A 23,545-nucleotide genomic window follows, 5' to 3' on the forward strand; every position below is an offset into this window, starting at 1 on the left:
CACTTTCTGCTTGCAAATTCGCCGTGCGCCCGCTTTCGCGGGCCCGCGCATACACAGGGACAGACCAATGAAAGTTTATTACGACGCCGATTGCGACCTCAACCTCGTCACGGACAAGAAGATTGCTGTGCTCGGCTATGGCAGCCAGGGCCACGCCCACGCACAGAATCTGCGCGACAGCGGCGTGAAGGAAGTCGCCATTGCGCTCCGCCCCGGTTCAGCCAGTGCCAAGAAAGCGGAAGCTGCGGGCTTCAAGGTGCTTTCCAATAGCGAGGCAGCCGCATGGGCCGATATCCTGATGATCCTCGCTCCTGATGAACACCAGGCTGCGATCTGGGAAAACGATCTCAAGGGCAACATGAAGAAGGGGGCCGCGCTCGCCTTCGCTCACGGTCTCAACGTTCACTTCGGCCTGATCGAAGCACCTGCGGACATTGACGTCATCATGATCGCTCCGAAGGGTCCAGGGCATACCGTCCGTTCGGAATATGTCCGTGGCGGCGGCGTACCATGCCTCGTGGCGATCGCTCAGGATGCAACCGGCAATGCCCATGACATTGCCCTCGCCTACGCCTCGGGTGTCGGCGGCGGACGTAGCGGCATCATCGAAACCAATTTTAAGGAAGAGTGCGAAACCGACCTGTTCGGCGAACAGGCCGTGTTGTGCGGCGGCATTACTCATCTGATTCAGGCAGGTTTCGAAACGCTGGTGGAAGCGGGCTATGCACCTGAAATGGCCTATTTCGAATGTCTTCATGAAACCAAGCTGATTGTCGATCTGCTTTACGAAGGCGGCATTGCCAACATGCGCTATTCGATCAGCAATACGGCTGAATATGGCGACATCACCACTGGCCCGCGGATCATCACCGATGAAACCAAGGCGGAAATGAAGCGCGTTCTGGCCGACATCCAGTCCGGTCGCTTCGTGAAGAACTTCGTACTCGACAACCGCGCCGGCCAGCCTGAACTCAAGGCGAGCCGCAAAGCGGCTGAGGCCCACCCGATTGAGCAGACTGGCGCTCGCTTGCGTGCCATGATGCCGTGGATCGGCGCCAACAAGCTCGTCGACAAAGACAAGAACTAATTCGCTTCACAGCCCCCCGGAAATTGGCCAGACCATTCCGGGGGGCTGCACTTGCCCAGTGGACATAGCCATCCCGAATGGCCAGATTGCTCTCCTTCGATCCGCCGGGGGAGTTTCCTGAATGCGCAAGATTAATTTCACACTCGCAGGCATTGCTGGTGCCGCATTGCTATCCTTCTCTGCGGTCCAGGCGCAAAACGGAACCAGCGGCCAACCCGGCAAGGCCGATGCCACGTTAATTTCAGCCGGAACCTACGCCGCAGACCCGAACCACACGTTGGTTGGCTGGCGAGTGAACCACTTCGGTTTCTCCGATTATTTCGGCATCTTTGGCGATGTAAGCGGCACGCTCAAGATCGATCCTGCTGACTTGGCTACGGCTCAACTGGAAGTTGTCGTTCCCGTTTCCAGTGTCACGACGGCCAGCCAGGAATTAACTTCACATCTGTTACGGCCCGGCAAAGACGGTGCTGCAGCTGACTTCTTTGGCGCGACGCCTGCCGACGCCATTTTCAAATCCACGCAAGTTCGGCAGACTGATAGCAATGAAGCCTTGGTCACAGGTATGTTGACACTCAACGGTGTTACGAAGCCGGTGTCGTTCATGGCTCAGTTCACCGGTGCAGGCACCAATCCAATGACCCAGAAAGCGACCATCGGTTTCAAGGGATGGGCCCGCATCAAAAGATCCGATTTCAATGTCAGTTACGGCATCCCGATGGTCACAGACACAGTAGACTTGGACATCACCGCCGCGTTCGAAAAACAGTGATCATATGACTATCAGCCGTCATTTCACTGCTGCCAACAAAAATAAGAATTGCCCACCCGGAAAAGCTTGGGCTTGAATTTTCTGCGACAATGCGCAAATGGATCCTGCAATGACGAACCGATCGATCCTATCGCTTCTTCGACTTACACGCCCTTAGGCGTGTCATTTGGCCTGCGCGCTTCTCGTGCATGGCATATCGCCTAAGGGCAATTTCCAGATCCAATAGACGAAATTCCGGCGTGCCTCTTGCCGTGCACGCCTTAAGCGATAAGGCGAATTGTCATGTCCATGCTGAAAGAACCGGGCCGAAAGTACCGTCCCTTCCCGCAAATCGACCTGCCGAACCGGCAGTGGCCGAGCCAAACCATCACCACGCCGCCACGTTGGCTCTCCACCGACCTGCGCGATGGGAACCAGTCCATCATCGACCCCATGGACGCGGTAAAGAAGAACCGTTTTTTCGATCTCCTGGTCGAAGTCGGCTTCAAGGAAATCGAAGTGGGCTTTCCTGCCGCCGGTCAGACAGAGTTCGATTTCATCAGTTCGCTGGTCCGCGAAGGTCGTATTCCTGACGATGTCATGGTTCAGGTTCTGACCCAATCTCGTGAAGATCTGATCCGAACAAGCTTCGACAGCCTGGAAGGTGCCCGGGCGGCGATCATTCACCTGTACAATGCCGTTTCGCCTGCCTGGCGGGACATTGTCTTCCAGATGAGCAAGGAAGAGGTGAAACAGATCGCGATCAAGGGCGCAAAGGTGCTGCGCGACGAAGCCGCCAAGCGCCCGGGGACCGACTGGTTCTTCGAATACAGTCCTGAAACCTTTTCAACCGCCGAACTGGATTTCAGTCTGGAAGTTTGTGAAGCGGTTATGGATGTACTCCAACCGACACCAGACCATCCGTTGATCTTCAATTTGCCGGCAACTGTCGAAGCGGCAACACCCAATATCTACGCGGATCAGGTTGAATATTTCCATCGCAATATCCCGCGCCGCGACAGCGTCGTAATCTCTCTGCATACTCATAATGACCGGGGTACCGGCGTTGCCGCCGCTGAACTGGGCATGATGGCCGGTGCAGATCGCGTGGAAGGCTGCCTGTTCGGCAATGGTGAACGCACAGGCAACTGTTGCCTGGTCACCGTAGCGCTGAACATGTACACGCAAGGGATTGATCCTGCGCTGGATTTCTCTGACATCGACAAGGCCATCGAGGTCGTCGAATATTGCAACCAGATTCCGGTACACCAGCGCCACCCCTATGGTGGCGAGCTGGTCTTCACGGCTTTTTCCGGCAGCCATCAGGATGCGATCAAGAAAGGGTTTGCCGCACATGAGCGGCAGAACGACGAGCAATGGAAGGTACCCTACCTGCCGATCGACCCAGCTGATCTGGGCCGCAACTACGAAGCAGTGATCCGCGTAAACTCGCAGAGCGGTAAGGGAGGCTTCGCTTGGGTCCTGGAGAAGGATCAGGGGCTGAAACTGCCGAAAAAGATGCAGGCTGACTTCTCGAAATATGTCCAGCAACTGGCCGATAAATTAGGACGTGAATTAAACGCCGACGATATTTGGCAAGTCTTTCGCGAGACCTATTTCGTGCAGGTAGACAAGCGCCGCTATCAATTGGTCGATTTCGACGAGACCCGAGCGAATGATGGCACCCGTCTGTTCACTGGTACTATAAAAGTGGACGGGCAGGAACAACGTGTCAGCGGGCGCGGCAAAGGGCTGATTTCCTCGGTCCTGGCAACACTGGAAGATGCCTTCGGACTGCAACTCGAAGTCGCCGATTACAGCGAACATGCGCTGGGCACTGGCACGGACGCACGGGCAGCGGCTTATCTCGAATGTCGCACACCCGCAGGCCAGACCGTCTGGGGCGTTGGCATCGATGAAGATGTAGCCGCGGCCAGCGTCCGGGCGATCGTTAGCGCAGCGAACAGCGCGGCTAGAGACACCAAGTAACCCAAAGTACGGCCGGGCAGGTCAACTGTCCGGCCAATATTTTTGCCAGCGATTTAATCTGATAGCCGAGGGACTTACCCCCCGCCCCATACCCTGACAAAGCGCTGATTGGCCGAAGGCGCAATCCGCAGTTTTCGCGCTTCCGGGCCAACAATTTCATCCGCTTTTGCAAGCGGGCCATTCTCGATCAGAAAATCGATCAACCGCGCGGCGATCTTGGCCGCAACGGCTTGGTCATCGGCCAGTTCCGGCTCCACTCTCACCTCTTGACCGACAAAGAATGCCGCTCCCTCGCTCTGCATACCGCCATCTGGAGACATGCCGAGCCCAACAAACCCGCGCGCTGGGAAGACTCCACCCTTGGTCCAGTTGGACACGATCTGGGTGAAATAGTTCGGCCCCATGCAGCTGCGGGCAGGATGCCAAACCACCGCAACCAACGATTCCAGGGAACACAATCGGGCAGCTAGACGAGTCATAGTCTGCACAACCGGCTCAATCCGTTCACCCCCTGCCAAATGCGGCCCCGGATAAAGCGAAACTGCCTCCAATCCATTCAGATCGAGATCGTCGGGGATATCGAACCGATATGCACAATCGGGGCCAGCGCGCGCAGGTCCGTTCCCCACTCCGGTCAGATCGAAAGTCAGCCCATTTATAAGCAATTCCACCCACCGGCGCTGATTATCGCCTGCGGGCTCGGCCAAGGCCTGTACTGATTCTCGCAATCGATCTTCGGAATCGTGACTGACCGAGAAGCTTCCATCCTTTTCGGCAAGAGCCCGAATTGCGGCGACTTCAGGCCGCTTCCCACGCGGGAATAGCAGCGACAAGCCGCGCACGCCAATGCTTGTATCATTGTTCATGAGGCTTCCAGTACCAACGTCTCGATTGCCGTGCGATCTGACCGGAAACCATTTATGCGTCGACCCTCGACTTAAGCTTTTGCATCCGATTTGGAGGTGTCTCTCAGAAGACCCCCAGTTGCAGACCTTGCGCCAATGCGGCCCCAAGCTCGCGGCATTGCTCGAGAACTTCATCAGACACGCTTTTGGGGGCAAGAATCTCCTCCGGCGTCTGCGCGTCGCAATTCACAATCAACGGTTCGGCAACCCGCTTCAGCCGCCAGCCCATCACAATTCTGTCGATCTGTGCCTGCGCACCACGACCGTCTGATCCGGCCGCAATCACTGTTGCGTAGGCCCGCCCCTCCACTTCACCCAACAGCGGGTAATAGCACCGGTCGAACATTTCTTTCATGGCACCGCTCATAGCTGCCAGGTTTTCGGGGCACAGGAAGAGATAACCGCCTGCCTCCAGCAAATCCTGTGGGCTGACCTGTTCCGCACAGAGAAGTCGCCCGCCCGGCCCTGCGCCCTCCGCGGCAGCCAGTGCCATGGCACGGGATGCTCCGGTGCGGCTATGCCATACGATCAGAAGTGGGCCATGCGTTGTGCTCATCCGCGCTCGAATCCCGCCCATTCTGTCGATTGTCAAATGCATGGGCTTTTCCGACTGCAAACCGTAGGCTAGCCGCAAGGACATGGCATCGCGTCAAGCAAGTGCAGTCTTCGGCATCGAACGCTCTCTCGGTGGGCGCGCATGGCATTGGCGTGGCGGCAACATGGACCTTGCTGATGGTGCCGTCGGGATGGAAGACGATCTCGTCGATCAACTGCTTCTCGCCCGCGGTGTCCCTCGCGAGGATCTGGCTCGCCACCGAAACCCGACCTTACGGGAATTCCTGCCTGATCCCTCGGAATTTCAGGATATGGATACCGCCGCCGAACGCCTGGCACAGGCAGTCCTGACCGGGGAAGCGGTCACCATCTACGGTGATTATGACGTCGATGGCGCGACCAGCGCGGCGTTACTCATCCGTTTGCTGCGTATGTTGGGCCATCCAGCGGGGTATTACATACCGGATCGCCTTCTGGAGGGATATGGCCCCAGCGGCGAAGCACTGGTCCGACTGGCGGAGCAGGGTAGCAGTCTTGTCGTGACTGTCGATTGCGGCGCGATGGCCCATCAGGCTCTTCAGCAAGCCCGAGATGCCGGACTGGACGTCATTGTAGTCGACCACCACAAGTGTCCGGTAGAGCTCCCTCATGCCGTGGCGCTGGTGAACCCCAACCGGCTGGACGAAGGCGATATTGGGGCTGCTCATGGGCATTTGGCCGCCGTAGGAGTCGCCTTTCTGCTCGCCGTAGCAACCGTGCGGGCCCTTCGATCGCGCAACTACTTCGAAACCCGACCTGAGCCGAACCTGTTCGCCCTGCTCGATCTTGTAGCACTCGGAACGGTAGCGGACGTTGCCGCCATTCATGGACTCAATCGAGCCATGGTCTCCCAAGGCCTGAAAGTTATGGCACGGCGTGAAAACATCGGCATGGCAGCTCTGATCGATGCCTCTCGGCTGAGCCGTGCCCCCGTGTGCAGTGATCTCGGCTTTGCACTGGGGCCGCGAATCAACGCCGGAGGTCGTGTCGGAGAATCAACATTGGGCGTGCGCCTGTTAACCACAGAGGACCCTGACGAGGCTCGTGCGATCGCGGCACAACTGTCGCAACTCAATGAGGAACGGAGAGCGATCGAAGCTGCCGTACAGGAAGAGGCCGAGGCACAGCTCGTCACGCAGCATAATCGTGCAGTGGTTGTCCTCGCTGGAAACGGCTGGCACCCAGGGGTGATCGGAATCGTCGCTGGTCGTATCAAGGAAAAGACCGGTAAGCCGTCAGTCGTCATTGCGCTCGATGCCGATGAAGAAACGGGCAATGGCAAAGGTTCGGGACGATCGATCACCGGGGTAGATCTGGGCGCGGCGATCATCGCCGCGCGCGAATACGGCCTGCTTGTGGCAGGCGGCGGTCATGCGATGGCCGCTGGGCTCACCATAGAAGCCGGACGAATCAATGCCCTGGCCGACTTCCTGGACGAGCAACTTGGACGGGCAGTTTCCATGGCCCAAGCCCAGCAATCCATGTTGCTGGATCTCGCAGTGGCACCTGGCGGATTGAAACCCGCGCTCGTCGAATCGCTGGAAAGCGCAGGTCCTTATGGTGTCGGATGGCCTGGCCCGCGCATCGCAGTCGGGCCAGTGCGCCTGATCAAGGCAGACATTGTCGGTAAGGATCACGTTCGCATGATTGCTGCGGGGCAGGATGGAGCCTCGTTCAAGGCAATCGCTTTCCGCGCGGCCGAGAGCGAGATGGGTCAGGCTTTGTTGCACGGTTCACGGGGCCGTAACCTCTGGCTGGCCGGACGGGCAAAGATCGATGATTGGTCCAGCAGACCACAGGCTGAACTGCATGTTGAGGACGCCGCATGGGCCAACTAAATTCATGATGCGCAAAGCAGGGGTTGACCAGTCCATCCACCACCCCTAAAGGCGCGGGCCTGCACAGAGTGGCCCCTTCGTCTAGCGGTCAGGACGCGGCCCTTTCACGGCTGAAACACGGGTTCGATTCCCGTAGGGGTCACCACAAGTGCAGCATAGTTTTCCGCGCATAGCCGCGGACATTCCGCGGCCCCTTCGTCTAGCGGTCAGGACGCGGCCCTCTCACGGCTGAAACACGGGTTCGATTCCCGTAGGGGTCACCAGTTTCCTCCCTGTTGATGGATCACTTTTTAAGCTGGTTCGTCCCCTGCCCTCCGGCTAAGGCCTAGCTCCATGAGCGAGCGTAGTCCTCTCCCTTGGCTGGGTATCGTTCTGGCCGTTATCAGCAGCATAGTACTGTTGGCAGCCGGAACCGAAATTGAACTCGTACTCGCCAATCTCCTTCTTTGGATTGGCACACTGTGGATTTCACGCCCCGAAATTGCCCCCAGCCAACCGCGCCGTGACAGGGTAAACTTCACCCGCGACAGTATGCGTTCGCTGATCGAGCACTCCGGGCTTCCGCTGCTCATGCTGGACCAGAGCCGAATCGTGATCGCCAATTCCGCTGCACGCGAGGCACTGGGGCGGCATATCATCGGGCAGGATGCCCGAGTCGCTCTGCGACACCCTGCTGCCATCGCGTTGCTGGACGATCCAGCGGGGGGCAGCACGACCATAAAAGGCCTGACCGGCGCGCGCAGCATCTGGCAAATGAGCCGCTATCCTGTGGACGAGCGCTATTGGATCGTCGAACTGATCAATCGCACGGCGGAAGCCGACATTAGCCGCGCACATACCGATTTCGTCGCCAATGCCAGTCACGAACTTCGCACTCCCCTGGCGTCAATCATCGGTTACGTCGAAACGCTGGCTGACAGCGATCAGAAAGTCGATCCCGAAACCGCTGCACGTTTTCACGGTACCGTCCTCAAAGAAGCAAAGCGGCTGCAGACCCTCGTCGATGATCTCATGTCGCTTTCCCGGATCGAAGCAGAGAAGCACGATCTGCCCAATACGCGAATCGAGTTGAATGGAGTTGCGGCACAGGCTGCACGAGACGCCGGTCGACCGGAGGACAAGGATCGAATCGAGATCAAAAAGGCTCCGGGACCACTTTTTGTCAGAGGGGACCGTCAGCAGCTTGAACAACTGGTACGCAATCTGGTCGACAACGCACTCAAATATGGGGATCCCCAAGGCACTGTGACCGTCGCCCTGTCCCTGGATGACAACGACAGTGCAATTCTGGAAGTTAAGGATGAAGGGGAAGGAATCGCTCCTGAGCACATCCCCCACCTCACCCGCCGTTTCTATCGTACCGACCCCGGACGAAGCAGAGCCGCTGGAGGCACCGGCCTTGGGCTTGCTATCGTCAAGCACATCGTGGAACGTCATAAGGGGCGTCTGGACATTGCCAGCAAGCCGGGAGAAGGCACTCGTATCACCATTCGCTTCCCGACATTACCGGACGATACCGGCGAAATGTCATGAAGGTGTCATATAATCGGGACATCGCCCGGCGGGCCAGCCACTCACATGGCTAAAACCAAGGAAGGGCAATCAAACATGAAAAAGTCTCTTTTCCTCGCAACGGCTGTAGCCGCCAGCGCCCTGCTGGCAGCCTGTGGCGGTGGCGATGCCGCCAGCGGCGATACGCGCGATTCGATTCGGGCCGTAGGCTCGTCGACTGTCTATCCGTTCGCCAAGGCTGTCTCGGAAGCTTTCGCCAAATCCTACCCCGACTTCAAATCGCCGATTATCGAATCGACCGGTACGGGCGGCGGCATGAAGCTGTTCTGCGCTGGCGTCGGGGCTGAAAATCCCGACATCACCAATGCTTCGCGCCGTATGAAGAAGTCCGAATTCGATGACTGCCAAGCCAATGGCGTCAAGGAAATCGTCGAAATTCAGGTTGGGCTCGACGGCATCGCATTGGCTTCGGCCAAGGGCGGAATCGACATGAACCTCACGCCTGAAATCGTTTACAAGGCGCTTGCAGCCAAGCCTTTCGGCAAGGATCAGACCGCCAAGACCTGGAAAGACGTCGATCCGTCACTGCCGGACGCCCCGATCCTCGTTTACGGTCCGCCGTCGACTTCAGGTACTCGTGACGCACTGAAGGAACTGATCCTTGAGGCCGGTTGTAAGACCGACGCCGAAACCAAGGCGCTTAAGGAAACCGACGAAGACAAGTTCAAGCAGATCTGCACGGAAGTGCGCAGTGACGGCGCCTATGTCGATGCCGGTGAAAACGACAATCTGATCGTGCAGAAGATCGAAGCCAATCCGAAGGCTCTCGGCATTTTCGGCTACAGCTATCTCGAAGAAAACGCGGACAAGCTGCAGGGCCTGACCGTGAACGGTGTTGAACCCACCTACGAAAACATTTCGAGCTTCGCCTACCCGGGTGCCCGTCCGCTCTTCATCTATGTGAAAAAAGCCCACTTGGCTGCCATTCCCGGCCTGAAGGAATTCGTCGGTGAATGGCCGAAGATGTGGGGCAAGGGCGGACCGCTCGCCAAGATCGGTCTCGTCGCCTCACCTGATGACGTGATGGCCAAGAGCGCAGACGCTGCGACAAACTTCACGCCGCTTAACGGCGACGACCTGAAGTAACGACCAACACGATCTGATATAAGGACCGAAGACGAATGTCGCCGACCATCCTACTGCTCCTTGCCCTCGGCCTTGGTTTGGCTGGATGGTTGGCGGCTCGTGCTCGGGCATACAGCTTCAAGCGCGAGGTGCCCGCCGGGCGCCTCGCAGCCTTGCCCAATTACCACGCCTGGTATGTAGCGCTGTGGATCCTGATCCCCGCCGTCATATTCATCGCCGTGTGGAGCTACATTGCTCCACAACTGGTGAGCGGCTCGGTCCTCGCCAATCCGGCTGCTGCCAACTTGCCTGAATTCGGTTTCGAAAGAAGGGCTATTCTCAACGATGCCGCATCCGTTGCGATGGGCAAATCCCCGGCAGTCTTCAATGAGCAGGCGAAAGCCCTCGTCGAGCCATACCGTGAGGCAATCGGGCAAACCCGGATTATCGGCATCATCATAACGCTTGTCATCGGCTTTCTGGGCGGCGCTTGGAGCTTTTTGAGGCTCAGGCCGGATTTCGGGGCCCGCACAAGAGTTGAACGCGCGGTAATGGGGATCCTGATCCTTGCATCGCTGGTCGCGATCCTTACGACACTCGGCATTCTCATCTCGCTGACGTTCGAAACCATTCGCTTCTTCAGCATGATATCGCCTACCGACTTCCTGTTTGGCACCCATTGGGGGCCGGACCCGATGAGTACCAACCCGGATCCCACGCGTTTCGGTGCCATCCCGCTATTCTGGGGCACAATCTACATCGGTGCCATCATCGCCATGATCGTCGCCATTCCGCTAGGCTTGATGAGCGCGATTTACCTCACGCAATATGCAAGCCCGGCCTGGCGCAGCTGGCTCAAGCCGGCGCTGGAAATTCTCGCTGGCGTACCAACCGTGGTCTATGGCTACTTTGCCGCCCTCACCGTCGCCCCGATCGTACGCGACGCCGCCATTGCTGTCGGCATCTCGAGCGCATCGAGCGAAAGCGCACTTGCCGCCGGCCTGGTGATGGGCGTGATGATTATTCCTTTCGTCTCTTCCATGGCTGATGACTCAATCGCCGCAGTGCCGCAGGCCATGCGCGACGGCAGCCTCGCCATGGGCGCCACGACCTCAGAAACCATCAAGCGGGTCCTCGTGCCTGCCGCCCTGCCTGGCATCGTGGCCGGCATCATGCTGGCAATCAGCCGCGCTATTGGCGAAACGATGATCGTGGTCATGGCCGCAGGCGCTGCCGCCAACCTGACTGCCAATCCCTTGGAAGCCATGACGACCGTGACGTTCCAGATCGTCGCCATGCTCACAGGTGAAGGCAGTTTCGACCATCCCGCGACATTGAGCGCCTTCGCGCTTGGTTTCGTCCTTTTCCTTGTCACCTTGGGCCTGAACATCATCGCCCTCCGTGTCGTCAAACGGTTCCGCGAAGCTTATGAGTGAGATCGTCCTTCCCAACCGCACTGCTCGTTTCGAACAGCGTTTGAAGAAGCGCTACGCGGCAGAGCGGCGTTTCAAGACCTTGGGTCTCGGCGCCATCCTGTTCTCCGTCGTTGTGCTCGCTATTCTGCTCGTCAGTATGACGATGAACGGAATTGGCGGTTTCCAGCGCGCCGAGTTGAGCGTTCCGGTCGACTTCCGGGAAGCCCAACTGGCTATCCCGCGAGATCGCCTGAAAGATCGGGACGCGGTACAGGCTCTGGAAACCGCAGGTCTTCCAATGGCGCTTGCAACTGCGGCCGAAAAAACACTCGGCACCGAAGGGGCCCAGCAACTGGGCCGCGATGCCTGGCGTGTGGCCGCTCAGGAAATCATCGCCGATCCTGCGATACTCGACAGCGAAGTGACGTTGCATCTGCCTGCCACTGAAAAGCTCGCTTCGGCACTGCGGGGCGAAGGGCAGGAAGATCTACAGCCTCTGGCCCAGGAATTGAAGGAAAAGGGTCTGCTCGCCCGGAACTTCGATCCCGGTTTCCTTACACGTGCCGATGCTACGGATTCGCAGATGGTCGGTATTTGGGGAGCGCTCAAAGGCTCGATCATGACCATGCTCGTGACCCTTGCCATGGCTTTCCCGATCGGGGTTCTCGCGTCCCTTTATCTTGAGGAATATGCCCCCAAAAACCGGTGGACCGACATTATCGAGGTTTCGATCAACAATCTCGCCGCAGTCCCTTCCATCATTTTCGGCTTGCTTGGTCTGGCGGTATTTCTCTGGATCTTCCCATACTATCGTTCCGCCCCGCTTATCGGCGGCATGACTCTCGCCCTGATGACCCTGCCGGTCATCGTGATCTCTGGCCGGAACGCCATCAAGGCAGTTCCGCCCTCGATCCGCGATGGCGCTCTGGCTGTTGGCGCTTCACCCGTGCAAGTGGTGTTCCATCACGTTTTGCCCCTTGCCCTCCCGGGCATCCTGACTGGCACGATTATCGGCATGGCACGCGCGCTGGGTGAAACGGCTCCTCTTCTGATGATCGGTATGCGCGCTTTCGTAGCGACGCCGCCGGATGGGTTCACATCGCCCGCGACCGTGCTGCCAGTGCAGATCTTCCTCTGGTCGGACGAGATCGACCGCGGGTTTGTCGAACGCACATCGGCCGCGATCATCGTCCTCCTATTGTTCCTGCTCGTCATGAACGGGCTGGCTATCTACCTCCGCAACCACTTCGAGAAAAAATGGTGAGCAACCAACCTTCAGCCGATACGATGGTCCCTACCGTCGAGTTCGCGGATGCGAACAGTGATCTCACGCCCAAGATGAGCGCACGCAACGTGTGCGTCTATTACGGGGAAAAAAAGGCGATCGACGATGTCTCGATCGACATTCAGACCAAGTATGTAACAGCCTTCATCGGCCCGTCCGGTTGCGGCAAGTCGACCTTCCTGCGCTCTCTCAACAGGATGAACGACACGATCAGCAGCGCCAGGGTCACCGGAGATATCAATCTCGACGGCGAAGATATCCATGCAATGGATGTCGTTCACTTGCGGGCTCGGGTCGGTATGGTTTTCCAGAAACCAAATCCTTTCCCGAAGTCGATCTTCGAAAACATTGCCTATGGCCCCCGTATTCACGGCCTTGCGGATGGCAAGCAGGACCTCGATGAAATCGTCGAGAAATCCCTTCGCCGCGCGGGGCTCTGGGACGAGGTCAAGGACCGCCTTCAGGAAAGCGGGACTGCCCTGTCCGGCGGACAGCAGCAGCGGCTTTGCATCGCCCGTGCCATTGCGGTCGATCCCGAAGTCATCCTGATGGACGAGCCTTGCTCTGCACTGGACCCTATAGCCACGGCGCGGATCGAGGAACTGATTGACGAACTGCGCGGGCGTTATGCCATCGTTATCGTCACACACTCGATGCAGCAGGCGGCACGCGTTTCGCAACGCACGGCTTTCTTCCACCTCGGCAAGATGGTGGAATATGGCGTCACTTCCGACATTTTCACCAATCCGCGCGAAGAGCGCACCAAGGATTACATCACAGGGCGGTACGGCTGATGGCAGAACATACGGTCAAGGCGTTCGACGAGGACATCACCCGCATTCGCGGTCTGATCGCCGAAATGGGTGGTCTGGCTGAGGTTGCTGTGCAGGAAGCCATGGAGGCCCTGGTCAACAGCAACGAAGAGCTGGCCGATTCCGTTGTTGTTCGCGACAAGAAAATCGACGCTCTCGAAGTCGAAGTCGACAAGCTAGCCGTGCGGGTTATCGCGCTGCGTGCACCGATGGCTGACGATTTGCGAGAGGTCATCGCTGCGCTCAAAATTTCCGGCGTGCTGGAACGGATCGGCGATTATGCGAAGAATATCGCCAAGCGCGTCGGACGGATCGAAGGGCGCAAGCCCTTCGAACCTCTCACTCTGCTGTCAGCCATGGGCGAAGTGGCGGAAGAGATGGTCCATGACGTGCTGACCGCCTATGGCGCACGCGACGTGGTGCTTGCTCGCGAAGTGGTGGAGCGCGATCACAAGGTGGACGCTTTCTATAACAGCCTGTTCCGCAACCTTGTCTCGTTCATGATGGAAAACCCTGCAACGATCAGCAGCGCAGCACAGTTGCTGTTCATTGCCCGCAACCTTGAACGGATCGGCGACCACGCGACCAACGTCGCGGAAATGGTCCATTATGCCGCTACCGGCGACTACCCCCCCGAGGAGGAATGACTAATCCCAAACTCCTCCTTGTTGAGGACGATCTCGCTCTGGCCGAGCTTTTGGAATTCCGCTTCAAAGGTGAAGGCTATCAAGTCCGGATGACCGGTGATGGTGACGAAGCATTGGTACTTGCTGCTGAGGATGTGCCCGACCTGATCATTCTTGACTGGATGATTGAGGGTACGAGCGGAATCGAAGTTTGCCGCCGATTGCGCCGCGACAAGGCGACAGCAAACGTACCGATCATCATGTTGACCGCGCGCGGGGCGGAGGATGATCGCATTCGGGGGCTCGATACCGGCGCGGACGATTATCTTACCAAACCTTTCTCTCCACGCGAATTGCAGGCCAGGGTTGCAGCTGTATTGCGGCGTGTTCGCCCCGCTCTGGCAGGCGAAACCGTTATCGTCGGCGATCTCAGCCTCGATCCTGTCGCGCACCGGGTGGAACGCCAGGGGAGAAAGCTGGCTCTTGGCCCAACCGAGTACAGGCTCCTCCAGTTCTTCATGGAGCATCCGGGGCGCGTCTTTTCGCGTGGACAATTGCTCGACGCGGTCTGGGGTACGGGAAGCGAGATCGAAGAACGTACCGTTGACGTTCATATAAGGCGTTTGCGCAAGGCTATCGAAGTCGATAACGCATCCGACCCCATCCGCACGGTCAGATCGGCAGGTTATTCTCTCGAAGGCACCTGATCACCACCTCCTGGCGCGCAGGGTTATGCCTTTCTGGCGATATTCCAGAATCAATCTTTTCCGGAAGCCCAGTGTTCGGCAGCAAATCGTGCTTGGGAATCTTCATATTCGCTGAAATGGTCGGACAGCGCACGCATGTGCAGGATAATATCCTTCGGAATACGTTCTTCGAACGTCAGTCCACACAGATGTCCTCGTGCCCAGGCAACCGAACCGAAGATTTCATAATCACTGAATCTCAGCCAAACGGATGCGCCTAGTCTAGGCAATTTTTCGATGCGTATGCGAGCACCACCGAGGGAAAGGTCCTCCAGCATGCAATGCATTTCTTCGTTCGGCAGCATAAGCTTGGCTGGCAAGGCAAGTCTTGCCCGACCGTTCCAACGGCGGCAGGCCATTTTTTCCGTAGATGATGGAATCTCGGCACCCATGGAGCGGGTTTAAATCAACATGGTAAAAGTACGCTTAAGACCCGGAGATTTGTGATTTTGAGATCTCGACGACCTTCTCCTTAGTGAAAGTCTCGCGATGGCGGAATAACCCGCACATTGCGAGGATGACCGCCATGCGGGGTTGCCTGCGTATAGATACCCCGCCCTGGACGGTTTATATGGTCGGCATTGTCCATCGCCGGTTCCAGCAAATCGTGTGACAGACTGTGCAAATTCACCGTTGCATCCGTCAGATGGGCTGCAATCACATGGATCACTTCGTCATCGTATTCCACACGGCCACGCACTTCCATTAGCCTCGCCCCCATAACGACCTTGCGGAAGCGTTCCATCGCATCAGGCCAGACGACGAGGTTCGCCACTCCGGTTTCATCTTCCAGTGTGATGAAACACACTCCCTTGGCTGATCCGGGACGTTGCCGAACCAATACGACACCAGCCAGGCTCACCATCGAGCGGGTTTTGCATCCGCGTAAATCCTCACACCGGATAAAACCTCTCTGCGCCAGACCCGCCCGCAAAAAGGCAAGTGGATGAGCCTTCAAACTCAATCTCGTAGTCTGATAATCGGCCACGACTTCTTCGGACAAAGGCATGAACGGCAGCGTAGCGGGTATCTTTTCAGAGCCTTCCTCATGCTCCGCAGCATGATTGAACAAAGGCAATTCAGGCACCGCAACAAGGCTACGCGCATCCCATAATGCCTGCCTGCGTCCAAGCCCCAGAGACGTGAAGCAATCCGCACTCGCAAGCAATTCTATATGCGCAGGCGACAACCGTGCTCGATTGCGCAGTGCTCCCACATCAACAAACGCATTCCCCGCCTCTCTCGCCGCGACCAAGTGAGCCGCAGCATACTGAGGGAAACCATCTACCTGCCTGAAGCCAAGCCGCAGGGCCACCTCTCCTCCCACGGATTCCAGTGTGCAATCCCACATACTGGCATTCACATCCACAGGCAGTACGGCCACCCCGTGTTCACGTGCATCGCGAACGATCTGTGCGGGGGCATAAAAACCCATAGGCTGTGAGTTCAGCAGGGCTGCTGCAAACGCAGCCGGGAAATGGCACTTCAGCCAACTCGACACATAGACGAGGTGTGCAAAACTGGCTGAATGGCTTTCAGGAAAACCATATTCGCCAAAGCCCTTGATCTGATTGAAGCAGCGCTGGGCGAATTCACGGTCGTATCCTCGCTTCACCATCTTTTCGACCATCATGTCTTCCAGTTCATGCACCATTCCGCGCGAACGAAATGTCGCCATCGCCTTGCGCAGCCGGTTCGCCTCGGCAGGGGTAAACTTGGCCGCATCAAGCGCGATTTTCATCGCCTGTTCCTGAAAAATCGGCACGCCAAGGGTGCGTCCGAGAATAGAGGAAAGTTCATCCGGCGGACCATGGTCAGGGTCCGGCGCTGGCAGGCTGACAGCCTCATCCCCTCGCCTGCGCTTCAGGTAAGGGTGCACCATGTCTCCCTGGATCGGACCTGGTCGCACGATCGCAACTTCGATCACCAGATCATAGAAACAACGCGGTCGCAGACGGGGCAGCATGTTCATCTGAGCCCGGCTTTCAACCTGGAACACCCCCAGGGAGTCCCCTTTGCACAACATGTCGTAAACAGCCGGGTCTTCACGCGGAACAGTGGCAAGAACCAGATCGCGGCCATGATGTTCACGCAGCAGGTCAAGGCTCTTGCGGATACAGGTGAGCATACCCAGCGCCAGAACATCAACCTTCAGGATACCGAGAGCATCGATATCGTCTTTGTCCCATTCGATGAAACTGCGATCAGCCATCGCACCATTCCCGATCGGAACGGTTTCTGTCAGTGCCCCTTCAGTCAGGATAAAACCCCCGACATGCTGTGAGAGATGCCGGGGCATGCCGATCATCTGTTCAGTCAGTTTCAACACACGGCGGAGATGCGGGTCGGAAAGGTCCAACCCAGCTTCTGCTACGTACTTATCCGCCACTTCATGCCCTGAACTGCCCCAGACCATGCGGGCCAGTATGCCTGTGACATCTTCCGACAATCCCATTGCCTTGCCGACTTCCCGGATTGCCATGCGCGGACGGTAATGGATCACAGTGGCGCACAATCCGGCCCGATGGCGACCATAGCGATCGTAAATATGCTGAATCACTTCCTCGCGCCGTTCATGCTCGAAATCGACGTCGATATCGGGGGGCTCCTTGCGCTCCTCTGAGATAAAGCGGTCGAACAGCAGCGCGTGTTTGGCCGGATCAACAGCTGTGATTTCCAAACAATAGCAGACGGCGGAATTGGCTGCACTGCCACGCCCCTGACAGAGGATCGGCGGCTTTTGCGAACGGGCAAAATCCACGATTTCCCTGATAGTGAGAAAATAGCGAGCCAGATCGAGTTTCCCGATCAAGGCCAGTTCACGACATAGCGTATCTTCTACTGAGACAGGTACGCCGGATGGATAACGCCGCCTTGCACCTTCCCAGGTCAGCACTTCCAGATGCTGCTGGGGGCTACGCCCTTGCGGATAGACCTCCTGAGGATATTCATATTTCAACTCTTCGAGATCGAAAGTGCAGGCATCGGCCACATTACGGGCAGCGGCCAATGCATGGGGCCACCGCTCAAACAATTCAAGCATCTCATCTGGCCCCTTGAGATGCCGTTCCGCATTGGCTTGCAGTAGATAGCCAGCCTGAGCCACAGTGGTTTTATGGCGGATCGCCGTCATCACGTCGTGTAAGGGGCGGCGTTCCGGAGCATGATACAGGACATCGTTAGTGGCCAATATCTCGAGGTTATGTGCCTTCGCCAGCACATCAATCCTCTCGATCCGGGCTACATCATCACCACGATAGAAATAGTTGACAGCCAGATGCCCAAGACTGGGGGATAGCTTCGCAAGCAGGTGCGGTAATATTTCCGGCAGAGCACCAATCGTCGATTGGTCTCGCCTGGCACCATCCAGATCAACCACATTATCGCCCCATGCCGGTACGGAGAAACGATTATCCAGATCTTCCGGCGGCAGGAGCACAAGCATCACATCTTCCGCATGATCCGCCAGCATCGCCAGAGCGATCTCACATACCCCCTTGGCCTGCCACTCTCCCGCAAGTGTCCCCATGCGCCCCGCCGAGATCAGGCGGCAAAGGCGGCCATATGCCTCTCGATCCTTTGGATAAGCCAGGAATGCCAACCCTTCGACCGTTTCGATCCGGCAACCGATGACAGGCCGTAACTTGAGAGCTTTCGCCTCCATATGAAGACGCACGATGCCAGCCATGGAATTGGTATCGGCGATACCAACCGCATCATACCCTAATGCGCGCGCAGTCCCCGCCAGTTCGATCGCATCGGAAGCTCCACGCTGGAAAGAAAAGCAACTTGCCAGGCCAAGTTCGACGAATGGAGCACGGCACGGCGGCGTCAGACTATCCGGATCAGGCCTGGTATGCCGCCGCCGATGCGTGAAAGACGTATCGGGCATCTCAGGAACAGAGCCCTTGCAAAAACCATTCAGGCATCCCTCCACGCCCATCGCCGATAAGACCGAGGCGATAGATCCAGTAACGCCGCCCATCCCCATCTTCGATGCGATAATAATCGCGCAACCGTACCCCGGCACGTTCACGCCACCATTCCGGGCCAATTCTTTCAGGCCCTTCGACCCGCGAAACTTCATGGACATGACCACGCCAACGGAAACGGCGAGGGAAGCCGTCCGGCGTAGCATAAAGCACCGCAATCCGTTCCGGGCGGTCGAGTAATTTGAGCGGCCTTGCGCGCAAGGGTAAATGATCTTGCCCGGCTGGAACAGGGTCGAGAGGCGGCTGCCAATGCTGGGCCCGTTCAGGCACATGGCTGGCATAGGAGACCGGGCGGCGTACCGCCTTGTCCCCCAAGCGAACGGTCAACCGGTCGATAAAAGCCCCAAGGCTGGTGCCATGGCATTCGACCGCCGCATCGAAATCGCCCTGGCCCATCGGCAAGGCCTGCACCCAGGTAGCTCGCAGACGGACCAGTTCAATTCCAAATCCAGCCTCAATATCGGCAAGCTTCTCTCCGAACAGACGGATCATATGGGCAGAATCGCGAGTAGCGACAGCCATTTCGAGGCTACGCAGCACAACCTCTCCATCGACCCGCCACAAGCCAAGTTCGAGGCGCCTCGCACCTTCTCCTCGCCCTTCCAGTTCGCGAGCCATATCCTGGGCGCAATCAGACATGACCTGGTCCAGCAGCTCACGATGGCGAATAGGCTCCAGCAATCGACGCTGGACTGCCGGCTGCTCCACCGCGAAAACAGGGAGCAACGGCTCAGGGACAAGGCCAAGAAGCTGATCCAGCCTAAGCAGGGGATTGGCAGATGGTGCACGGCGGGTACGGAAACGACGGAGCAATGCATCCCGGCCAATTCCGGCAATATCACCGATCTTTTTCAATCCCAAACGCCGCAATATCAGCAGTACATCCTCATCGAGCCGCAAGGCCGCGACGGGCAATTGCTCCAACCGCGCTTTCATCCTGTCCGCATCACCCTGCAGGATCAGACTTTGCGGTAATCTGGAATCATGGGCCGTATCCGTACCCTTTCCAAAGTGAGCCAGTGCCCACGCCGCCCCTGCCGTAGGCGCAATTGCAAAGCGCGCTGCAAGCCCATGTCGTGCAAAAACGCTGCGGACGTCTTCCAGCAACCGTTCTTCACCGCCAAACAGATGCGCCCCGCCAGTGATATCGACCAGTAAGCCATCTGGCGGATCAACGGCATTCCATGGCCCCCAACGTTGCGCCCAAAGGGCCAGACGTTCGAGAAAAGCAACATCACCAACCGGGTCAGCCGGGGCAACCTGCAAGTGCGGGCACAGACTGCGAGCATCGGCCAACATCGCGCCCGCTCGGACACTTTCTTCCCATGAGGCTGTATTCACCGCCGTAATTCTTGGTCCGTGGGCAGTTTCGGTCACCAATGCCAGCGGATCGGCATCGCGCCCCTCCCCTTCACGATATTGTTCAGAGCGCCGCCAGCGATCGATTGCCAGCCTTGTCAGCCAGATGGCCATGATCCGGCGTGAAAGGGGCGCTCGGATTTCTGGCGACGAGACCATTTCCACCATCGTACAATATCCATTCTCCTTGCGGATGGACGCGGGCCCGAAACAATTCCGCCCGCCAGCATGGCAAACCCGGGGCCCGGTGATCCCAGCGAGAGACCTGTGACAGGTGGGAGCGGATGTCCCAGCGCATCCTAGCAGATGACAAGTCATGCCTTGCATCAAGCCGGACAAGGTAAAGCGGTACACCATGCTTTTCCGCCGTCAGCGTCAGGCGCCGCGAAGCGACAAAGCTCAATGCTCGTGGATTACCAACGATTTCCCCGATCACACAAATCAGATCGCGACAGCGCAACCCTTCTTCCAGAGCGAAAAGCGCATCTTCAGGAGTACTGGCCGAGACATGAATCATCCGGGCACGCAATTTTTCCGGTAATCCATGGCGATATGGCCGCCCACCAAGGCGCAAGGCCTTTTTGTCCTGTACCCATAGGATCGCGCGACGATCATTCGCGCCACACTCCACCCTGCATGCTCCATCCAACGCAAGGGCCAAGGCCGCAGCTGTCCCGCCCGCATCCCTGGCTGAAGCAAATATCTCACTATGGCAGACAGGATGCAGCCCCGGTTGCCACTGGACAATATCATCAGCCCCGGAGAGGCCTGAAGAGAATGCGGAGGAAGACATAATGTTCCCATTATGTTCTCATAGTGAGAGATTGGCAACCCTCTCCACATGAAAAGGGCCGCCCAAACGGACGGCCCCTCCACTATGGCAAAGATGCACGATGGAACGCTCTGTCAGTCCCGTCCACGGTCGGCAATGCCTGGAATATCCGGTTCGATATCGGCGTAATCAGCCTCATGCACTTCGACTTTTCCGAGGCCCACATGGCTGTGAGAACGCGCATAGCCGAAATAAACCAACATCCCGGCCAAACCCCATACCGGGAGCACGAGCATAGCTGGGAGCGGCAAGTTCACGAACAGGAAAACACATCCGACAATCGTAGCCGGCCCCACCAGCCACAATGCCGGAGCCCGGAATTTCCGGGGAAGATCCGGCATCCGACGGCGTAGAATCATGGCCGAAACAGCAACCATGGTAAAGGCATAGAGCGTGCCTGCATTGGAAATATCGGCCAATCGCCCGACTGGAAGAAACGCTGCGGCAACCGCGACGACCACACCCGTAATCGCAGTGACGACATAGGGGGTCTTCCACTTGGGGTGCACCTGAGCAAGTTTCTCCGGCAACAGCCCGTCGCGCGCCATCACGAAGAAAATACGCGTCTGCCCGAACAGCAATATCAGGATGACGGATGGCAAAGCCACGAATGCCGCAATGCCCAGCATATTGCCCACCGTACCGAACCCGATGACCCGCAGCACATGAGCGAGAGCTTCATTCGAACAGACAAGATATTCGCTATATTCCGGCAACGCACACTGGCGCGCCAGTTCCTCCGACCCCGCCGGAAACGGAATACCATTCGGCCCCATAATGGGTTGGCCGCCGATCGAACCAATCGCACCCGCCGATACGAGAATGTAGAAGATGGTACAAAACACCAAGGAGCCGACCAGTCCGATCGGCACGTTACGCTGTGGATTCTTTGTTTCTTCCGCGGCAGTCGAAACCGCATCGAAACCAACATAAGCAAAAAACATTGTGGCCGCGGCTCCGACTGCCCCCACACCTGTGCCGAACCCGCCGAATACGCCAGCGGGAAGGAAGGGGTTGAAACGAACCAACTCGGCCTTGGGTAAAGTCAGCACGACAAAAGCAGTCAATGCTGTAACCTTTATTGCCACCAGCGCGGCATTGAACCAGGCGCTTTCCCGCGTACCGACCATCAGCAACCAGGTCACAAGCAACGCTATGAGCAAGGCTGGCAGATTTATAAGCCCGCCGGGGGCACCGCCAAGCGCCAATGGCCCGGCACTGAGCCAGGCAGGTAAGTGGATTCCAAGAAATTCATTGAGAATCGTCCCGCTGAAATACCCGGACCAACCGACCGAAACCGCGCTGGCGGCAACTGCATATTCCAGCACCAGCGACCAACCTACAGTCCACGCCAGAAATTCGCCCATCGTCGCGTAAGTGTAAGTGTAGGCGGAACCAGCCACCGGCACTATCGCCGCAATCTCGGCATAACACAGTGCGGCGACGATACAGATCCCGCCAGCGATAGCGAATGCGAGCAGCAGCCCCGGCCCCGCCTTTTGCGCCCCGGCGGAAGTCAGGACAAAAATGCCAGTACCGATGACACAGCCGATCCCGAACAGCATAAGCTGGAAGGCCCCGAGTGAGCGATGGAGTGATTTCTTCTCGGCTGTCGCGATAATCGCATCCAACGGCTTCACCCGTCCGAACATGCACTTCCCCCTAGTGATGACGTGAAATTCGTAGAGGAAGCTAACGCGGGATCACGGATTGGCAAGGGTGATTACCAGCCCTTCCCCAGCCAAGATACAGCGTCTAAAAGGCCTCCATGTCTACCACCTTCCAGATCGACACGGCCACGAGCCGCGCCAACCCCACCCCTGCCCCGCTCCGCAGGCTGACCGTACCGACCATACGCGCGCGGAAACGGGATGGGGTAACTGCTGAACCGGTTGTCATGCTGACGGCCTATACTGCCCGCCAGGCGCAATTGCTGGATGCACATTGCGACGTATTGCTTGTCGGGGACTCCCTGGGTCAGGTCATTTATGGCTTGCCTTCCACCATCCCAGTCACACTGGCAATGATGGCCAACCATGCAGCCGCTGTCGTACGCGGCAGTTATCATGCCGTAGTCACCGTCGACATGCCCTTCGGCAGTTACGAACAATCCCCGCAGCAAGCATTTGAAAATGCCACTTATCTGCTCAAGTCGAGTGGGGCAGCAGCCGTGAAGCTGGAAGGTGGGACCGCCATGGCAGAGACAGTGTCGTTCCTCACTCAGCGCGGCATTCCCGTAATGGGCCACGTTGGCCTCACTCCGCAGGCGGTGAACGTTCTGGGCGGCTATATGGCGCGCGGGCGCAGTGATGCCGAGGCACAAAAAATCGTCGGAGATGCAAAGGCACTGGATGAAGCCGGGGCGTTCGCCATTGTCGTCGAAGGGGTCGTCGAACCGATCGCCATAGAAACCACCCAAGCCGTTTCATGCCTGACCATCGGCATTGGCGGTTCGGCTCAATGCGATGGGCAGGTTCTCGTTACCGAAGATATGCTCGGTATGTTCGAACGGGTCCCCCGTTTCGTGAAGCGTTACGATAACATAGCCGAAGTCATCGAAGGCGCTGTATCCCGCTATGCCGAGGATGTGCGCAACCGGACATTCCCCGGCCCCGAACAGACATATCAGCCCAAGTAATCCCAACCATCGGCGGATAGCCGGAATCGGAAGGCAACC

19 protein-coding genes and 2 tRNA genes are annotated in these 23,545 nt (G+C 57.8%); 14 read left to right on the top strand and 7 right to left on the bottom strand.

The genetic code is table 11. The annotated features are described in order from the left end of the window. The first annotated feature begins 67 nt into the window (after positions 1–67). The 3 genes from ilvC to leuA all read left to right on the top strand — a co-directional run bounded on the left by ilvC (position 68) and on the right by leuA (position 3,827). Positions 68–1,087, top strand: coding sequence for a ketol-acid reductoisomerase (gene ilvC, locus MB02_RS04575; protein ID WP_067533187.1), 1,020 nt, complete (start codon positions 68–70; stop codon positions 1,085–1,087). 121 nt (positions 1,088–1,208) lie between these two features. Further along, a complete protein-coding gene (locus MB02_RS04580) occupies positions 1,209–1,859 on the top strand; it encodes a YceI family protein (RefSeq protein ID WP_067533190.1) in 651 nt (216 codons plus the stop codon). Between the two features lie 282 nt (positions 1,860–2,141). After that, positions 2,142–3,827, top strand: a complete 1,686-nt coding sequence (gene leuA / locus MB02_RS04585; protein ID WP_067533194.1) for a 2-isopropylmalate synthase — start codon at positions 2,142–2,144, stop codon at positions 3,825–3,827. 74 nt (positions 3,828–3,901) lie between these two features. Here the strand turns inward: leuA and MB02_RS04590 are convergent, their stop codons facing one another. Together MB02_RS04590 and MB02_RS04595 are read right to left on the bottom strand one after the other, a co-directional pair. Beyond that, a complete protein-coding gene (locus tag MB02_RS04590) occupies positions 3,902–4,693 on the bottom strand; it encodes a hypothetical protein (RefSeq protein WP_067533197.1) in 792 nt (263 codons plus the stop codon). Between the two features lie 103 nt (positions 4,694–4,796). Continuing rightward, on the bottom strand, positions 4,797–5,225 hold the full coding sequence (locus tag MB02_RS04595; protein ID WP_067534117.1) for a flavodoxin family protein: 429 nt from the start codon (positions 5,223–5,225) through the stop codon (positions 4,797–4,799). Positions 5,226–5,370: 145 nt separating this feature from the next. On the opposite strand from MB02_RS04595, the gene recJ reads away from it, so the two are divergent. The 10 genes from recJ (at position 5,371) to phoB (ending at position 14,646) form a co-directional block, all read left to right on the top strand. Continuing rightward, entirely contained in the window at positions 5,371–7,164 is a 1,794-nt protein-coding gene (recJ, locus tag MB02_RS04600) for a single-stranded-DNA-specific exonuclease RecJ (protein WP_067533200.1), read from the top strand. 70 nt (positions 7,165–7,234) lie between these two features. Continuing rightward, a tRNA-Glu gene (locus MB02_RS04605) sits at positions 7,235–7,309 on the top strand. A 43-nt stretch (positions 7,310–7,352) separates the two neighbouring features. After that, a tRNA-Glu gene (locus MB02_RS04610) sits at positions 7,353–7,427 on the top strand. Between the two features lie 70 nt (positions 7,428–7,497). Continuing rightward, a complete protein-coding gene (locus tag MB02_RS04615; RefSeq protein WP_067533204.1) occupies positions 7,498–8,697 on the top strand; it encodes a sensor histidine kinase in 1,200 nt (399 codons plus the stop codon). Positions 8,698–8,772: 75 nt separating this feature from the next. After that, the gene (locus MB02_RS04620) at positions 8,773–9,822 is read left to right on the top strand and encodes a substrate-binding domain-containing protein (RefSeq protein WP_067533207.1); all 1,050 of its coding nucleotides are present in this window, start codon (positions 8,773–8,775) and stop codon (positions 9,820–9,822) included. A gap of 35 nt (positions 9,823–9,857) precedes the next feature. Then, positions 9,858–11,237, top strand: a complete 1,380-nt coding sequence (gene pstC / locus MB02_RS04625; protein WP_067533210.1) for a phosphate ABC transporter permease subunit PstC — start codon at positions 9,858–9,860, stop codon at positions 11,235–11,237. Next, positions 11,230–12,480, top strand: a complete 1,251-nt coding sequence (gene pstA, locus MB02_RS04630) for a phosphate ABC transporter permease PstA (protein WP_067533213.1) — start codon at positions 11,230–11,232, stop codon at positions 12,478–12,480. The genes pstC and pstA overlap by 8 nt, the downstream gene beginning before the upstream one ends. 23 nt (positions 12,481–12,503) lie before the next feature. Continuing rightward, on the top strand, positions 12,504–13,295 hold the full coding sequence (gene pstB, locus MB02_RS04635; RefSeq protein WP_067534120.1) for a phosphate ABC transporter ATP-binding protein PstB: 792 nt from the start codon (positions 12,504–12,506) through the stop codon (positions 13,293–13,295). Beyond that, positions 13,295–13,960: a phosphate signaling complex protein PhoU gene (gene phoU, locus MB02_RS04640; RefSeq protein ID WP_170304629.1), complete on the top strand. Its 666-nt coding sequence runs from the start codon at positions 13,295–13,297 to the stop codon at positions 13,958–13,960. Before pstB ends, phoU begins: the two co-directional genes overlap by 1 nt. Continuing rightward, positions 13,957–14,646 (top strand): phosphate regulon transcriptional regulator PhoB, encoded by a 690-nt coding sequence (gene phoB / locus MB02_RS04645; protein WP_067533219.1) that lies wholly within the window; start codon positions 13,957–13,959, stop codon positions 14,644–14,646. The genes phoU and phoB overlap by 4 nt, the downstream gene beginning before the upstream one ends. 50 nt (positions 14,647–14,696) lie before the next feature. Here phoB and MB02_RS04650 read toward each other — a convergent pair whose 3' ends face one another. The 5 genes from MB02_RS04650 to MB02_RS04670 form a co-directional block, all read right to left on the bottom strand. Continuing rightward, positions 14,697–15,077 carry a PilZ domain-containing protein gene (locus MB02_RS04650; protein ID WP_067533222.1) on the bottom strand — a complete coding sequence of 127 codons (381 nt, stop codon included), beginning with the start codon at positions 15,075–15,077 and terminating at the stop codon, positions 14,697–14,699. Positions 15,078–15,157: 80 nt separating this feature from the next. Continuing rightward, complete coding sequence (locus tag MB02_RS04655) at positions 15,158–18,577, bottom strand: error-prone DNA polymerase (RefSeq protein WP_067533225.1); 3,420 nt, start codon at positions 18,575–18,577, stop codon at positions 15,158–15,160. A gap of 1 nt (position 18,578) precedes the next feature. Further along, a complete protein-coding gene (locus tag MB02_RS04660; RefSeq protein WP_156495413.1) occupies positions 18,579–20,150 on the bottom strand; it encodes a DUF6504 family protein in 1,572 nt (523 codons plus the stop codon). After that, positions 20,101–20,829, bottom strand: a complete 729-nt coding sequence (locus MB02_RS04665; protein ID WP_067533230.1) for a hypothetical protein — start codon at positions 20,827–20,829, stop codon at positions 20,101–20,103. Before MB02_RS04665 ends, MB02_RS04660 begins: the two co-directional genes overlap by 50 nt. 113 nt (positions 20,830–20,942) lie before the next feature. Continuing rightward, positions 20,943–22,520 (bottom strand): amino acid permease, encoded by a 1,578-nt coding sequence (locus MB02_RS04670; RefSeq protein ID WP_067533234.1) that lies wholly within the window; start codon positions 22,518–22,520, stop codon positions 20,943–20,945. Between the two features lie 116 nt (positions 22,521–22,636). Here MB02_RS04670 and panB point away from each other — a divergent pair, with 116 nt between their 5' ends. Then, on the top strand, positions 22,637–23,506 hold the full coding sequence (gene panB / locus MB02_RS04675) for a 3-methyl-2-oxobutanoate hydroxymethyltransferase (protein ID WP_067533237.1): 870 nt from the start codon (positions 22,637–22,639) through the stop codon (positions 23,504–23,506). Positions 23,507–23,545: the final 39 nt, after the last annotated feature.

The organism is Croceicoccus estronivorus, assembly GCF_001625325.1.
Classification (GTDB): domain Bacteria; phylum Pseudomonadota; class Alphaproteobacteria; order Sphingomonadales; family Sphingomonadaceae; genus Caenibius; species Caenibius estronivorus.

Coding starts and splice junctions, on each gene's coding strand:
- ilvC (WP_067533187.1), top strand. CDS start 68: ATGAAAGTTTATTACGACGCCGATTGCGACCTCAACCTCGTCACGGAC.
- MB02_RS04580 (WP_067533190.1), top strand. CDS start 1,209: ATGCGCAAGATTAATTTCACACTCGCAGGCATTGCTGGTGCCGCATTG.
- leuA (WP_067533194.1), top strand. CDS start 2,142: ATGTCCATGCTGAAAGAACCGGGCCGAAAGTACCGTCCCTTCCCGCAA.
- MB02_RS04590 (WP_067533197.1), bottom strand. CDS start 4,693: ATGAACAATGATACAAGCATTGGCGTGCGCGGCTTGTCGCTGCTATTC.
- MB02_RS04595 (WP_067534117.1), bottom strand. CDS start 5,225: ATGGCACTGGCTGCCGCGGAGGGCGCAGGGCCGGGCGGGCGACTTCTC.
- recJ (WP_067533200.1), top strand. CDS start 5,371: ATGGCATCGCGTCAAGCAAGTGCAGTCTTCGGCATCGAACGCTCTCTC.
- MB02_RS04615 (WP_067533204.1), top strand. CDS start 7,498: ATGAGCGAGCGTAGTCCTCTCCCTTGGCTGGGTATCGTTCTGGCCGTT.
- MB02_RS04620 (WP_067533207.1), top strand. CDS start 8,773: ATGAAAAAGTCTCTTTTCCTCGCAACGGCTGTAGCCGCCAGCGCCCTG.
- pstC (WP_067533210.1), top strand. CDS start 9,858: ATGTCGCCGACCATCCTACTGCTCCTTGCCCTCGGCCTTGGTTTGGCT.
- pstA (WP_067533213.1), top strand. CDS start 11,230: ATGAGTGAGATCGTCCTTCCCAACCGCACTGCTCGTTTCGAACAGCGT.
- pstB (WP_067534120.1), top strand. CDS start 12,504: ATGGTCCCTACCGTCGAGTTCGCGGATGCGAACAGTGATCTCACGCCC.
- phoU (WP_170304629.1), top strand. CDS start 13,295: ATGGCAGAACATACGGTCAAGGCGTTCGACGAGGACATCACCCGCATT.
- phoB (WP_067533219.1), top strand. CDS start 13,957: ATGACTAATCCCAAACTCCTCCTTGTTGAGGACGATCTCGCTCTGGCC.
- MB02_RS04650 (WP_067533222.1), bottom strand. CDS start 15,077: ATGGGTGCCGAGATTCCATCATCTACGGAAAAAATGGCCTGCCGCCGT.
- MB02_RS04655 (WP_067533225.1), bottom strand. CDS start 18,577: ATGCCCGATACGTCTTTCACGCATCGGCGGCGGCATACCAGGCCTGAT.
- MB02_RS04660 (WP_156495413.1), bottom strand. CDS start 20,150: ATGGCCATCTGGCTGACAAGGCTGGCAATCGATCGCTGGCGGCGCTCT.
- MB02_RS04665 (WP_067533230.1), bottom strand. CDS start 20,829: ATGTCTTCCTCCGCATTCTCTTCAGGCCTCTCCGGGGCTGATGATATT.
- MB02_RS04670 (WP_067533234.1), bottom strand. CDS start 22,520: ATGTTCGGACGGGTGAAGCCGTTGGATGCGATTATCGCGACAGCCGAG.
- panB (WP_067533237.1), top strand. CDS start 22,637: ATGTCTACCACCTTCCAGATCGACACGGCCACGAGCCGCGCCAACCCC.